Below are 13,928 nucleotides of genomic sequence, written 5' to 3' on the forward strand. Positions count from 1 at the left end.
GTTATTGCTTATTAATATTCCAGTTATATTCAAAATAAGACAGCTTAAAATCTGTTGGAATTTTAATGGTTCTAAACCTGTTTAAATAGTCTATTTCTGTTTGGCCGTTTGCAACAAAATCTTCTTTATACCATTCTAAAATTTTAGAGCCTTTTACTTGTTTCTTTTTGTTGTTTACTTTAATAAAATAGTCTCCATTTATGGCTAATGTGGCTTGCTTTTGCAACTGTGCTTCTAATGTACTTGGCAAGTAAGCTTTATTAATTAATGGCGGACAACCAACTGCACCACATACTAATACAAAATGAAAGCGCGCATCTTTAAACTGGGCTCTTAACAAATCGTTCTCTATGCTATTTAAGGTTATTTTTTTACCTGCTAGATTGTATTTTGTTTTATCAAAAAAACCCTTATCATTTAAAGGCGAATTTGTTGGGTAATTATCTACTAAACCTTTAATAACCGAAAGATTGTAAGCATTAATCCAAAAGGCTTTATAGTTTTTAGCATCGGTTTTAGAAACCGAAATTCCTTCAGCTGTTTTTAAAACTTCATTTAATGTAGAAGGTTCTTTTTTAATTTCAGAATAAGCAACTCTTCCATTTTTTACGTAGGTTTTAAAAAAGGAATCTGCTTGTGTAAAAAAGGTTTCTAGCGTTTGCGCTTCCGCAGAAAAACCTCCCAAACACACTAATATTATTACTATTATTTTTTTCATAAAACGAAATGTTAAAATGTTTACAGTTGAAAACTAAGTCTGAAACATTTTTAAAAACTTTCAAAAACTGAAAAAAAAATTCTTTTTAAACACTACTCACAATTTATATTTATTCTAAATACCACTTCGCGATTAAGTTTTTATCTTTAGTCACGACCTAACAAAAAACAAAACTTAAAACATGGAGCATATTGTTATAATTGGCAACGGAATTTCTGGCGTCACTACTGCAAGACATATTCGAAAAAACTCTGATAAAAAAATTACAATTGTTTCTGCAGAGTCCGATTATTTTTTCTCTCGTACTGCACTAATGTATATTTATATGGGCCACATGACTTACGAGAATACTAAGCCTTACGAAGATTGGTTTTGGAAAAAAAACAGAATCGAACTTAAAAATGGCTATGTTAAAAATGTAGATACTGCTGCTAAAACGCTCCATTTTAATAATGGTGACACCTTACAATATGACAAATTGGTTCTTGCTACCGGAAGTAAACCTAATAAGTTTGGTTGGCCAGGACAAGATTTAGATGGCGTACAAGGTTTATACAGCAAACAAGATTTAGAAACTTTAGAAGCAAACGCGCCAAATAATCAAGTATGTAAAAGAGCTGTAATTGTTGGTGGTGGATTAATTGGTATTGAGTTAGCCGAAATGCTAATGACTAGAAATATTCCTGTTACGTTTTTAGTTCGTGAAAGCAGTTTCTGGAACGGTGTTTTACCTAAAGGTGAAAGCGCTATGATTAATAGACATATTAAAAGTCACCACATAGATTTACGTTTATCTACAAATTTAAAAGAAATTAAAGCCGACGAAAATGGTCGTGTAAAGTCTATAATTATAGAAGAAACTGGCGAAGAAATAGCCTGCAATGTTGTTGGTTTAACAGCAGGTGTAACACCAAATATAGATTTTTTAAAAGCTTCTAATATTGAAACCGATAGAGGTATTTTAGTTAATAGATATTTAGAAACCAATGTGCCAGATGTTTATGCTATTGGCGATTGCGCACAACAGCACGAAGGTATTGGCCAACGTAGACCAATTGAAGCCGTTTGGTACACAGGACGCATGATGGGTGAAGTTTTAGCACAAACAATTTGTGGTAATAAAATGATGTATAATCCAGGACACTGGTTTAATTCTGCAAAGTTTTTAGATATAGAATACCAAACTTACGGTTGGGTTTTTAGCGAAAGAAACAAAAAAGAAAACGAGTCTCATTTCCATTGGAAACACGAAGACGACACAAAATGTATTACTGTAGCTTATAATAATACCACTAATACTTTTTTAGGTATAAATACTTTTGGAATTAGAATGCGCCATGAAGTTTTTAACCGTTGGCTCACCGAAGAAAGAGATGTGGACTATGTGATTAAAAATCTAGCAACTGCTAATTTCGATCCAGAGTTTTTTAGTCATTTCGAAAAAGACATCATTCAAGCCTACAACCAACAATTACAAACTGCCTAAACGAAACAAAATGAGTAATAAATTAAATCATAATATGTCTTTAGCAAATGCAAAAGACTTATCTACAAAACAAAAATTAGCTTCTGGAATAGGCATTATTGGTCTTTTTATATTGGCTTTAGCCCTTTTTAATGTAGGTTTTACAAACAAAGTACTATGGCTTACATTGGCTCTTGGACTTATAACTGCTGGTACTATTTGGTTTACAAACCTTGCTTATTTAGGTAAAAGTAAAGGTATAAAAAATGATGGTGTTTGGTTTAAATCTATATCATCTCGAGGCATTATAGGTTGGATTACAGGTGTAGTAATGACGGCTTTTTACATTGTACTTTATTTTAAAGCTACCTGGCTAGGTCTTGGTACAGATGGCGCTCCAAATACTGGTTTGGTTGCACTTTTCGATCCTTTAAGTAAAATATTAAGTGGTAATCCTGCGAGCCAATGGTTTGTTTATGGTACACTTTATACGGTTGCCATTTTAGTATTTGGGTATAAATTTATAATGAAATACCGCCACAACCGTTACGAGCAAATTAGAACAGGATCTGTAATGTTTTTTCAGCTTGCATTCGCTTTTTTAATTCCAGAATTTATGGCGAGATTAAATTCAGATAGCTTTAAATTGCCTTACTACGACCTTAAAAATATTTGGCCACTTAATTACTATAATTTTGAGCAATATCGAGTAGACGAGTTTATTAGCGCAGGAACTATTGGTACCGCATTATTAATTTTTGGTTTGGTTTCTATATTTGTTATCACTCCTATTTTAACCTTTAAATATGGTAAACGTTGGTACTGTTCATGGGTTTGTGGTTGTGGTGGTTTAGCCGAAACAGCTGGAGATGCTTTTAGGCAGCTAAGTAACAAAAAACAGTATGCTTGGAAAGTAGAACGTTGGGTAATACATAGTGTTTTAGTATTTGTCGTTTTAATGACTACAGCTGTTGTTTACTCTTATTTAGGTGACGATTCTAGCAAATATTGGCTTACAAAAAACGTGTTTTTATTTAGTGTTGCAGGAATACTAACTTTAGTATTTGCATTAACCATGATTTTTAAACGTCAAGAACTTGGTAAAGATGCAAAACTTGGAGCGATAGGTTACTTTGCAATAATTATGGCATTAATTGGCATGCACTTTTTTAGTGGTAATGGTAATGTATTTTTATTTGAAGCCGAAACGCTTCGTAGTACATACGGCTTTTTAATTGGCGCTATATTTTCTGGAGTAATTGGCACAGGCTTCTACCCTATTTTTGGAAATCGTGTGTGGTGTCGTTTTGGATGTCCAATGGCAGCAATTTTAGGATTTCAGCAACGTTTATTTTCAAAGTTTAGAATTACTACCAATGGCGGACAATGTATCTCTTGCGGTAACTGCTCTACCTATTGCGAAATGGGAATAGATGTTCGTGCATACGCACAAAAAGGCGAAAACATTGTACGTTCTAGCTGTGTAGGCTGTGGTGTTTGTAGCGCTGTTTGTCCACGTGGTGTATTAAAATTAGAAAATGATAGCATGGATGGTAGAATAAACCCTAAAGAAATACTATTAGGGAACGATGTTAATTTAATGGATTTATTAAACAATAAATAGTATTTCTAAAAATGACTTTATAAAATGAAACTCCCTTTTTACATCTTTGTTTTTTTATTAAGTTTTAATGCTTCCGCAGAAAAAATATACAGCAAAACCTTTTACGATAACGGAAACATTAAGGCAGAAGGTTGGATAGAAAAAAATTTAAAAGTAGATTACTGGAAATTTTACCACAGTAATGGTAACGTAGAAAGCGAAGGTCATTTTAAAAACAATAAACCCGTTAAATATTGGTACTTTTACACTTTTAACGGAAAGAAAAAAAGCGAAGGACATTATTTAAAAGGCATAAAAGTTAATTGGTGGTTGTTTTACGATAAAAACGAAAACATTAACCATAAATGCCAATTAAAAAACAATGTAAAAAACGGCTATTGTTTAATGTATAAAAACAATAAACTTATTGCTGCTGCAAAGTTTTCCGAAGGAAAAAAAATAAAAGAATGGAGAGATTTTTCATCCTTTAAAAAAGAAAATAAATTGAGCGATCTTAAATGACCAATATAAAAGTCATCATTCCTGCTTATAATGAGCAAGATTCTATTACAAACGTAATAAACGACATCCCAAATACAGTAAATGAAGTTATTGTTGTAAACAATAATTCTACAGACCAAACAGCAGCAAATGCAAAAAAAGCAGGAGCAACAGTACTTACAGAGAATAATCGTGGTTATGGTTATGCCTGTTTAAAAGGCATGCATTATATAGCAAAACTTCAAGTTAAGCCAGATATTATAGTATTTCTAGATGGTGATTATAGCGATTACCCAGAAGAGTTAACCAAAGTTGTTGCACCAATACTAAATGATAACATCGATTTTGTAATAGGATCAAGAGTTAAACGACTTAGAGAAGGTAACTCTATGACGCCACAACAAGTATTTGGCAATTGGTTAGCAACCTTTTTAATGCGCTTGTTTTTTGGCGCTAAATTTACCGATTTAGGTCCATTTAGAGCTATAAAATATAACAAGCTTGTAGCATTAAATATGGAAGATAAAACCTATGGCTGGACTGTAGAAATGCAATTAAAAGCTTTAAAGCAGAAACTAACTTATGTAGAAGTTCCTGTACGTTACAAACAAAGAATAGGCGTGTCTAAAGTGTCTGGAACCGTAAAAGGTACTATATTTGCAGGTTTTAAGATATTAGGTTGGATTTTTAAATACAGTTTAAAAAAGTGATTTATTTAAATACATTTATTATAATTATTTACTCTATAGCATTGGTGCTTATTTTTATGTACGCACTGGCTCAATTAAATTTATTGTTCAACTACATTTCTGCACAAAAGAAAAAAGTAAAAACACCTTATTTAGATTTTAATAATCCAGAGCAAGTACCATACGTAACCATACAACTTCCTGTTTTTAATGAACAGTATGTCATGGAACGTTTATTAAAAAATATTGCTTTAATAGACTACCCAAAAAACAAATTAGAAATTCAGGTACTAGACGACTCTACAGACGAGACTGTAGCATCTACAGCCATAAGAATACAAATGCTAAAAGACCAAGGTTTAGACATTGTACATATTTGTCGTACAAATCGCGAAGGTTTTAAAGCAGGTGCATTAAAAGAAGGTTTAAAAGTTGCAAAAGGAGAATTTATTGCCATTTTTGATGCCGATTTTCTACCCAAAAAAGACTGGCTAAAAAAAACCATCCCCCATTTTATCGACCGTAACATAGGCGTAGTACAAACACGTTGGGGACACATAAACAGAAACTATTCTACCCTTACAAAAATACAAGCATTCGCTCTAGATGCGCATTTTACATTAGAGCAAGTAGGCCGAAACTCTAAAGGACATTTTATTAATTTTAATGGTACCGCAGGCGTTTGGCGAAGACAATGTATTATAGACGCTGGAAATTGGGAAGGCGATACATTAACCGAAGATTTAGACTTAAGTTACCGTGCCCAATTAAAAAACTGGAAATTCGAGTACCTTGAAGATGTGGTAACTCCAGCCGAATTACCAGTTGTAATTAGTGCAGCACGCTCACAACAATTTCGTTGGAATAAAGGTGGCGCAGAAAACTTTAGAAAAATGATGACTAGAGTTTTAAAAAGCAAAAACATCTCGCCAAAAACAAAACTGCACGGCTTATTACATTTACTTAATAGTACTATGTTTTTAAACGTATTAGTTGTAGGTATTTTAAGCATACCGATGCTGTATATTAAAAACGAATATGCACACCTAAAACCATACTTTTATGTTATGAGCTTTTTTGTGTTAAGTACCATTATATTCTTTGTATGCTATTGGTTTATGTATAAAAAATCTTATGGCGGCGGACTTAAAAACTTTATTCGCTACATAGGTATGTTTTTTACCTTTTTCTCAATAGCAATGGGCTTTAGTTTACACAATTCTATAGCCGTTTTAGAAGGTCATTTTGGAAAGCGAAGCGAATTTGTACGCACACCAAAATTTAATATAAGTAGTATAAAAGACAGCTGGAAAGGCAACAAATATTTAAAGAAAAACATCTCTACAAACGTAATATTCGAAGGTCTATTAATGCTATATTTTGCCTTTGGTATGTACAGCGCATTTATAGTGGGAGATCAAGGTGGTGATTTTGGGTTGTTTCCGTTTCACTTAATGTTATTTTTAGGTTTTGGTTTTGTATTTTTTAAATCGTTAACCTCAAAAGCATAGTATAAAAATATTTTGGGCGTTACCTAAAGGTCGCGCTTTCACTACTCGCTCTTTTTGTAAAAACAACAAAAAGGAGCTTAAACAAACCGTTCAATCGCTAACGCATAGCCATGTTTAATTCTGCAGTTTTTAAAGCTAATAAACTTCCTATTTTACTTACTATTATTAGTGCTGTTTTATATTTTACATTTGCCTATAACTTAGAGAGAACAGCACATTTTAAACTTGTTTCTATCTATGTTTTATTATTTACAAGCTTTTACTTTTTAATAAAAAACAATAAAGAAAACATCAATTTTCTTACCGCAATAGCCTTTTTATTTCGAGCAATATTTATACTATCTATACCTAATTTATCGCAAGATTTTTATCGTTTTATTTGGGACGGACGCTTAATACTACAAGGTATAAATCCATATTTACACACACCAGAATCTTATATCTCGCAAGCACAATATCCAGTAGCACAAGCACAAGAATTGTATAATGGTATGAGGCAACTTAATGCTAGTCATTTTACAAACTATCCACCAATAAATCAATTGTGCTTTATAATAGCAGGCGTATTTGCAGGTAAAAGTATTGTTGGTTCTGCTATGGTTTTAAGACTATTAATTATTGCTGCAGATTTTGGAATTCTATATTATGGTAAAAAGCTTTTAATACAATTAAAACTACCAGCACATAATATATTTTGGTACATACTCAATCCGTTTATAATAATTGAACTTACAGGAAACCTTCATTTTGAAGGCGTAATGATTTTCTTTTTAATTTGGAGTTTATACCTTTTGCATTCTGGAAAATGGAAATGGGCAGCAGTTGTTTTTGCCTTATCTATAGCCACTAAATTAGTACCATTAATGTTTTTACCACTGTTTTTCTGGTGGTTTTTAAAAGAACAAACAACCAAAAATTTTATAAAACTCATTTCATTTTATGCTATTGTTTTAGTTACAATACTATTACTATTTGCTCCATTTTTTTCATCACAATTTATAGATAATTATGCCAAAACTGTTGGACTCTGGTTTAGCAATTTTGAGTTTAATGCAAGCATTTACTATATAGCAAGAGCTATTGGCTATTGGTTTAGAGGCTATAATGAAATTGCTGTAATTGGTAAAATTCTTCCAATTATTACAATACTATTTATTCTCTATTTATCTTTTTTAAAGAAAAACACTAGTTTACAAAAACTAATAACCGCTATGCTTTTTAGTTTTACAATCTATTTGTTTTTAAGTACAACGGTGCATCCTTGGTATATAGCAACCATACTTATGCTAAGTATTTTTACAAATTATAAATTTCCGTTAGTATGGAGTTTTATTATAATAATAAGTTATCTCGCGTATGCAAATGCAGATAATACCGAAAACCTTTGGGTAATTGCTTTAGAATATTTATTTGTGTTTGGCGTGTTTATTTGGGAAACTATCCTTCAAAAAACAAAAAAATCACATGCTTAAGACATGTGATTTTTTTTTAAAATATTGTAAAAAAATCTTATTTAACCTTTTCTAACTTTGTAATAGTAGACGCTTCTGTTTCAATTTCAAAACCATCTTCGTCTTCTTCTACTAAAATTTCTGTTGTATAAGTTACTTTCATTTTTGTTCCAATTAACGCATCAGAATTTAAATCGAAAGATTTTAAAACGTCATTATTTATATTTTGAAACGTTATTGTTCTTTCATCTTCATCATCGTTTGTAAAAATAAAATTATACCCATAATCTTCTGCACCATCAAAAACGGCAGTGATTGTTTTAGCATTTTGGATATTTTTAAAACTTGATAGCGTTAACATAAAAAAAGCTACCATTACTATTTGTATTATATTTTTTGACTTCATTTTGAATAATTTATTAATGTGAATTTATTTTAGAAAATGTTCGAAGGCTATATTTTATTCTAAATAAAACACAACAATCTCTTGCCGAAAATAATAGTTATAATATGCTTGCTTTATGTAAGTTTTAAGTTAGAAAAATTTAATTAAAAATCATCATCATTTTCATCCAGTTCTGGAGCTTGTATTGCATCTGGATCATCACTATCGAAATCTTCGTAATCGTCTTCGTCGTAATTTTCCATTGTAACCTCTAGCTTTGTACTTACTTTTACTAAATACTTAGTATCTTCAGTAATAAGCTCTACTGCTTCAATTAATTCGTTTTTTGCATTCTTAAAAGAAACGATATTACGATCATCGTATCCATCAGGAAATTTTTCGACTAACATTGCCAGTATTTCTGGTGTTAATTTTTTGAAGTCAACAATTACTCTTTTTAAGTTGTCTTGCCTATTTTTCATTGCATTATATTTTATTTCTGAAGATGCATTATGGACACCTTGTTAGTTCAAAAATACTATTTTGTATTATTAATTCTTATAACATCGTAAAAATCTTTTCGTCTGTCTTTTAAATTTTTGACAGCTCCAAAAGAATGTAGTTCTCTAAGTAAACTTAAATCTACATCTGCAACTAAAATCATCTCTGTATTAGTGGTTGCTTCAGCTTTAATACCATTACTAGGAAATGAAAAGTCGCATGGTGTAAATACGGCAGATTGTGCATATTGGATGTCCATGTTATTAACATTTGGTAAATTTCCAACAGATCCAGCAATTGCAACATAACATTCATTTTCTATTGCTCTTGCTTGTGCACATAAGCGCACTCGAGAATATCCATTTTGAGTATCTGTTAAAAAAGGTACAAATAATATATCCATTCCTTCATCAGACAATAATCTTGATAATTCTGGAAACTCTGAATCGTAACAAATTAAAATTCCTATTTTTCCTGCATCGGTTTCAAACGTTTGTAATTTATTACCACACTGCATACCCCAAACTTTAGCTTCATCTGGTGTAACGTGTATTTTTTCGTAACGCTCTATACTTCCATCTCTTCTACACAAGTAACCTACATTATACAACTTGTCTTCTATTAATTCTGGCATACTTCCAGTTATAATATTAATGTTGTAAGAAATAGATAATTGTTTCATTTTATCTACAATTACTTTAGTGTATTTTGCTAATTCCCTAATAGCATCTGGCTCATGCAAATGATTGTATTTAGCCATTAATGGTGCATTAAAAAACTCTGGAAACAAAGCAAAATCCGACCTATATGCTGCAACGCTATCTACAAAATATTCTACTTGCTGCATTAACTCTTCTAAAGAGTTATAAGTACGCATTTGCCATTGTATTAATCCTAACCTAACAACTGTTTTTACAGAACTTGCTTTTCGGCTTTTTTTGGTATAATAAATATTATCCCATTCCATTAATACTGCATACTCGTTTGATGCGGTATCACCTTCTAAATAGCCTTTTATTATTCTAAGTGGATGAAAATCGTTAGAGATTTGAAAATTTAAAACAGGATCATGAATCTCTTTTCGTTTTACTTTTTCAATATACTCTTTTGGTGTTAAATCGCTTTGATGCTTATGATAATTTGGCATTCTACCTCCAAAAACAATTCCTTTTAAATTAAGCTCTTCGCATAATTCTTTACGATAGTCGTATAAACGTCTTCCTAAACGCAAGCCTCGATATTCTGGTTTTATAAAAACATCGATACCGTATAATACATCTCCATTTGGATCGTGATTTTTAAACTTATCGCCTTTAATAATATCTGCATAGGTGTGATTATCTTCAATTTTATCGTAATCTACAACAAGAGATAATGCACAACCAGCAATATTGCCATCAATTTTAATAACCACTTGACCTTTAGGAAAAATGGTTGTTAATTGTTGTATGTGGCTTTTTTTCCAATACGAATCTAACACACCGCCGTAAGATTCTAATGTTGCAGATTTTAATTCTGCATAATCTTCTACGGTTAAGTATTTTAATTCGATATTTTCAATTTTCTTGTCGTCCATTATTGGTCTAACAGATAAGCAAAAATTAATGGAGCTACAATTGTAGCATCGCTTTCTATAATAAATTTTGGTGTATCTATATCTAGTTTTCCCCAAGTAATTTTCTCGTTTGGTACGGCACCAGAATACGATCCATAACTTGTTGTCGAGTCACTAATTTGACAGAAATAACTCCAAAACGGTGTTTCTGGTCTTTCCATATCTTGATATAACATCGGTACTACGCATATAGGAAAATCTCCTGCTATTCCACCTCCAATTTGAAAAAAGCCTATTCCATTTTCAGAATTATCTGTGTACCAATCTGCTAAAAAGGTCATGTACTCGATACCAGATTTCATTGTGCTTGCTTTAAGTTCTCCTTTAAGCACGTAGCTTGCAAAAATGTTTCCCATTGTACTGTCTTCCCAACCTGGGCAAACTATTGGCAGGTTTTTTTCGGCAGCTGCATACATCCAAGAGTCTTTTAAATCTATTTCGTAATATTGCTCTAAAACTCCAGATAATAACATTTTATACATGTATTCATGCGGTAAATAACGTTCTCCTTTTGCTTCGGCATCTTTCCAGATTTTTACAATGTGTTGTTGTAATCTTCTAAAGGCTTCTTCTTCTGGAATACAAGTATCTGTAACACGGTTTAAACCTTTTTCTAGTAAATCCCACTCGTCTTGCGGTGTTAAATCGCGATAGTTAGGCACACGTTTATAATGAGAATGTGCTACTAAATTCATGATATCTTCTTCAAGGTTTGCACCTGTACAAGAAATTATTTGAACTTTGTCTTGTCTTATCATTTCGGCAAAACTTTTTCCAAGTTCTGCAGTACTCATTGCTCCTGCTAATGACACTAACATTTTAGCGCCACTTTCTAATTGTGCTTCGTAACCTTTTGCTGCATCAACTAAGGCTGCTGCATTAAAATGCAGATAGTGTTTTTCTATAAATTGAGAAATTGGTCCTTTAGTATTCATCGTCTTCGTTGTATTTAGCACTGTTGTTTTTTTGTTTTACATTCTCGTAAGCATTGTCGTAATCTGCCTCTACATCATCATTTTCAAATTTATAGCTTAGCATTTTGTAGTATAATTTTGCTGCTAAAAAATCTGAAGATTTATCAATTTTATTTGGGCATAATTCTACTATATCAAAACCTACCACGTTTTTCTCTGCAAATACTTGCTTTAGGAATTCTAGTGTTTCGTACCATAATAATCCGCCAGGTTCTGGAGTTCCTGTACTTGGCATTATTGAAGGATCGAAAGCGTCTAAATCTATTGTAATAAATACATTTTCTGTCATTTGATCTACAGCGCTATCCATCCAAGTATCATCTAAAGCCATTTCATGAGCAAAGTATGTTTTGTCTTTGTCCATTACTGTAGTTTCTATAACGTCCATAGAGCGAATACCAACTTGAATTAAATTTGTTGTTTGGCTAGCTTCGTACACTGCACAAGCATGGTTACAAGTTGAGCCTTCGTATTCTTTACGCAAATCTGCATGCGCATCAAGTTGTAAAACTGTTAAGCTTGGATACATTTCGTTAAAGGCACGAATAGTACCTATAGAGATTGAGTGTTCGCCTCCAAATATTGTAACAAACTTATTTTTTTTAATATACTTTTTAGTTTCTTTATGTACAGCATCTACCATTGCTTCTGGCGAGCTATTTTCGGTTACAGGATCTGCTAAATAAACACCTTGTCTGTAAACTTCGGTTTCTGTTTCAATATCGTAAAGCTCCATATTTTCTGAAGCATTTAAAAATGCTTCTGGACCTTTATCTGCTCCTTTTTGCCAAGTACTTGTACCATCGTAAGGTACAGGAATTAATACAATTTTTGATGTTTCAAGTTTAGAGAATTCTTCTCCAATACCTGCATAAGTTTTAGTTTGCATAGCCTAAAATTTTAAGTAAGTCTTCACTTTTTTGTTGTTCACTAAATAGTTTTGTTGTTATGTTTCCGTCTTCATCTTTATTAATTAAAACGTGTTTTGGAGACGGTATTAAGCAGTGTTGCAGACCTCCAAAACCACCTATAGTTTCTTGGTATGCACCTGTGTTAAAAAACCCTATATATAAAGGTTTATCTTTATTATATTTTGGTAAATAAATAGCATTCATGTGTTGCTCACTGTTATAGTAATCGTCACTATCGCATGTTAAACCTCCTAGTAAAACACGCTCGTAAGTAGACTCCCAACGGTTAAGTGGCAACATTATAAAACGCTTGTTAATTGCCCAAGTATCTGGTAATGTTGTGATAAATGATGAATTAATCATATTCCATTTCTCACGATCGTTTTGTTGTTTTTGGTATAAGATCTCGTAAATAGCTCCACCACTTTCTCCTACTGTAAAGCTTCCAAATTCTGTAAAAATGTTTGGCACATCTACACCTTCTTCTTCACAAGTAAGTTTAATTTGGTTTACAATCTCGTCTACCAAATACTCATAATCGAAATCGAATGCTAATGAGTTTTTAATAGGAAATCCGCCACCAATATTCAAGCTGTCTAAGCTTGGACATATTTTTTTTAAACTAGTATATACTTTTAAACATTTTTGTAACTCGTTCCAATAATATGCATTATCACGAATACCCGTATTTATAAAGAAGTGTAACATTTTAAGGTTCACTTTTTTATTGCCTTGTATTTGATTTTTATAAAAAGGAACAATATTCTTGTAACCAATACCTAGTCGAGAGGTATAAAACTCAAATTTTGGTTCTTCTTCTGAAGCGATACGAATACCAATATTAAATTTACCTTTTACTTCTTGAGATAGTAAATCTATTTCCTCATAATTATCAATAATTGGAATGGCGTTTTTTTGGCCGTTATTAATTAATCGAGCAATGTTGGTAATGTATTGCGCACGTTTAAAACCGTTGCTAATTACATAAGTTTCGTTTGTTATTTTACCTTCGGCTTTTAAACTTTCTACAATATCAATATCGAAAGCAGAAGATGTTTCTATATGTATATCATTTTTTAAAGCTTCGTTTAAAACATGTTTAAAGTGTGAGCTTTTAGTACAATAACAATAGTTATATTTTCCTTTATAGTCGTGTTTTTCTATAGCGTTTGCAAACCATTGTTTTGCACGCTGTATATTGTTAGAAATTTGTGGCAAATAGGTAAACTTTAAAGGTGCACCATATTCTTCTTTTAGTTTCATTAAATCTATACCATGAAACTGTAATTGGTTTTTTTCCAGTTTGAATTCATCTTGTGGAAAATCGAAAGTTTGATTTATTAAATCAATATATTTTGTATTCATTTATTTGAAAATAGTGAATTTGAAAATTAAAACAATAAAATAGGACTGAAATTTAATTCAGTTTAAGAAATTGTAAAGATATTCAGATTTGAATTTTCAACTCACATGTAGGCACAAAGCCATATTGATGCTGGCTTGCATAGATTGTAGTAAAAGCGGAAGTTAGCTCTAAAATTCGGTTGCTTAATCTAAAAGCTGCTTTTGAAAATGACTTCCTGATGTCCAAAAGCCCGAACGTA

The 13,928-nt window shown here is 31.8% G+C and carries 13 protein-coding genes; 6 read left to right on the forward strand and 7 right to left on the reverse strand.

Features of this window, described 5'->3' with window-relative positions:
• Position 1 precedes the first annotated feature (1 nt).
• Positions 2-718, reverse strand: a complete 717-nt coding sequence (locus BWR22_RS13775; RefSeq protein ID WP_076734228.1) for a DUF547 domain-containing protein — start codon at positions 716-718, stop codon at positions 2-4.
• 181 nt (positions 719-899) lie between these two features.
• Here BWR22_RS13775 and BWR22_RS13780 point away from each other — a divergent pair, with 181 nt between their 5' ends.
• The 6 genes from BWR22_RS13780 to BWR22_RS13805 all read left to right on the forward strand — a co-directional run bounded on the left by BWR22_RS13780 (position 900) and on the right by BWR22_RS13805 (position 7,959).
• Positions 900-2,204, forward strand: coding sequence for an NAD(P)/FAD-dependent oxidoreductase (locus BWR22_RS13780; RefSeq protein WP_076734229.1), 1,305 nt, complete (start codon positions 900-902; stop codon positions 2,202-2,204).
• A gap of 10 nt (positions 2,205-2,214) precedes the next feature.
• Positions 2,215-3,807 carry a 4Fe-4S binding protein gene (locus tag BWR22_RS13785; protein WP_076734230.1) on the forward strand — a complete coding sequence of 531 codons (1,593 nt, stop codon included), beginning with the start codon at positions 2,215-2,217 and terminating at the stop codon, positions 3,805-3,807.
• Between the two features lie 24 nt (positions 3,808-3,831).
• Positions 3,832-4,308: a toxin-antitoxin system YwqK family antitoxin gene (locus BWR22_RS13790; protein ID WP_076734231.1), complete on the forward strand. Its 477-nt coding sequence runs from the start codon at positions 3,832-3,834 to the stop codon at positions 4,306-4,308.
• Complete coding sequence (locus tag BWR22_RS13795; protein WP_076734232.1) at positions 4,305-4,997, forward strand: glycosyltransferase family 2 protein; 693 nt, start codon at positions 4,305-4,307, stop codon at positions 4,995-4,997. Before BWR22_RS13790 ends, BWR22_RS13795 begins: the two co-directional genes overlap by 4 nt.
• Positions 4,998-5,053: 56 nt before the next feature.
• Entirely contained in the window at positions 5,054-6,487 is a 1,434-nt protein-coding gene (locus tag BWR22_RS13800; RefSeq protein ID WP_076734233.1) for a cellulose synthase family protein, read from the forward strand.
• A 110-nt stretch (positions 6,488-6,597) separates the two neighbouring features.
• Positions 6,598-7,959 (forward strand): mannosyltransferase, encoded by a 1,362-nt coding sequence (locus tag BWR22_RS13805; protein ID WP_076734234.1) that lies wholly within the window; start codon positions 6,598-6,600, stop codon positions 7,957-7,959.
• Positions 7,960-7,996: 37 nt separating this feature from the next.
• Here the strand turns inward: BWR22_RS13805 and BWR22_RS13810 are convergent, their stop codons facing one another.
• The 6 genes from BWR22_RS13810 to BWR22_RS13835 all read right to left on the reverse strand — a co-directional run bounded on the left by BWR22_RS13810 (position 7,997) and on the right by BWR22_RS13835 (position 13,689).
• Positions 7,997-8,344, reverse strand: coding sequence for a hypothetical protein (locus BWR22_RS13810; RefSeq protein WP_076734235.1), 348 nt, complete (start codon positions 8,342-8,344; stop codon positions 7,997-7,999).
• 143 nt (positions 8,345-8,487) lie between these two features.
• The gene (locus BWR22_RS13815) at positions 8,488-8,805 is read right to left on the reverse strand and encodes a hypothetical protein (protein ID WP_076734236.1); all 318 of its coding nucleotides are present in this window, start codon (positions 8,803-8,805) and stop codon (positions 8,488-8,490) included.
• Positions 8,806-8,861: 56 nt separating this feature from the next.
• Entirely contained in the window at positions 8,862-10,400 is a 1,539-nt protein-coding gene (locus BWR22_RS13820) for a bifunctional GNAT family N-acetyltransferase/carbon-nitrogen hydrolase family protein (protein WP_076734237.1), read from the reverse strand.
• On the reverse strand, positions 10,400-11,374 hold the full coding sequence (locus tag BWR22_RS13825) for a deoxyhypusine synthase family protein (protein ID WP_076734238.1): 975 nt from the start codon (positions 11,372-11,374) through the stop codon (positions 10,400-10,402). Before BWR22_RS13825 ends, BWR22_RS13820 begins: the two co-directional genes overlap by 1 nt.
• Entirely contained in the window at positions 11,364-12,302 is a 939-nt protein-coding gene (speB, locus tag BWR22_RS13830; protein ID WP_076734239.1) for an agmatinase, read from the reverse strand. The genes BWR22_RS13825 and speB overlap by 11 nt, the downstream gene beginning before the upstream one ends.
• Positions 12,292-13,689, reverse strand: coding sequence for an arginine decarboxylase (locus BWR22_RS13835; RefSeq protein ID WP_076734240.1), 1,398 nt, complete (start codon positions 13,687-13,689; stop codon positions 12,292-12,294). The genes speB and BWR22_RS13835 overlap by 11 nt, the downstream gene beginning before the upstream one ends.
• Positions 13,690-13,928: the final 239 nt, after the last annotated feature.

The organism is Lacinutrix venerupis (genome assembly GCF_001971745.1).
GTDB lineage: Bacteria > Bacteroidota > Bacteroidia > Flavobacteriales > Flavobacteriaceae > Lacinutrix > Lacinutrix venerupis.

Bases quoted from the DNA above. Each gene is read 5' to 3' on its own strand.
- BWR22_RS13775 (WP_076734228.1), bottom strand. From the start codon at position 718: ATGAAAAAAATAATAGTAATAATATTAGTGTGTTTGGGAGGTTTTTCT.
- BWR22_RS13780 (WP_076734229.1), top strand. From the start codon at position 900: ATGGAGCATATTGTTATAATTGGCAACGGAATTTCTGGCGTCACTACT.
- BWR22_RS13785 (WP_076734230.1), top strand. From the start codon at position 2,215: ATGAGTAATAAATTAAATCATAATATGTCTTTAGCAAATGCAAAAGAC.
- BWR22_RS13790 (WP_076734231.1), top strand. From the start codon at position 3,832: ATGAAACTCCCTTTTTACATCTTTGTTTTTTTATTAAGTTTTAATGCT.
- BWR22_RS13795 (WP_076734232.1), top strand. From the start codon at position 4,305: ATGACCAATATAAAAGTCATCATTCCTGCTTATAATGAGCAAGATTCT.
- BWR22_RS13800 (WP_076734233.1), top strand. From the start codon at position 5,054: ATGTACGCACTGGCTCAATTAAATTTATTGTTCAACTACATTTCTGCA.
- BWR22_RS13805 (WP_076734234.1), top strand. From the start codon at position 6,598: ATGTTTAATTCTGCAGTTTTTAAAGCTAATAAACTTCCTATTTTACTT.
- BWR22_RS13810 (WP_076734235.1), bottom strand. From the start codon at position 8,344: ATGAAGTCAAAAAATATAATACAAATAGTAATGGTAGCTTTTTTTATG.
- BWR22_RS13815 (WP_076734236.1), bottom strand. From the start codon at position 8,805: ATGAAAAATAGGCAAGACAACTTAAAAAGAGTAATTGTTGACTTCAAA.
- BWR22_RS13820 (WP_076734237.1), bottom strand. From the start codon at position 10,400: ATGGACGACAAGAAAATTGAAAATATCGAATTAAAATACTTAACCGTA.
- BWR22_RS13825 (WP_076734238.1), bottom strand. From the start codon at position 11,374: ATGAATACTAAAGGACCAATTTCTCAATTTATAGAAAAACACTATCTG.
- speB (WP_076734239.1), bottom strand. From the start codon at position 12,302: ATGCAAACTAAAACTTATGCAGGTATTGGAGAAGAATTCTCTAAACTT.
- BWR22_RS13835 (WP_076734240.1), bottom strand. From the start codon at position 13,689: ATGAATACAAAATATATTGATTTAATAAATCAAACTTTCGATTTTCCA.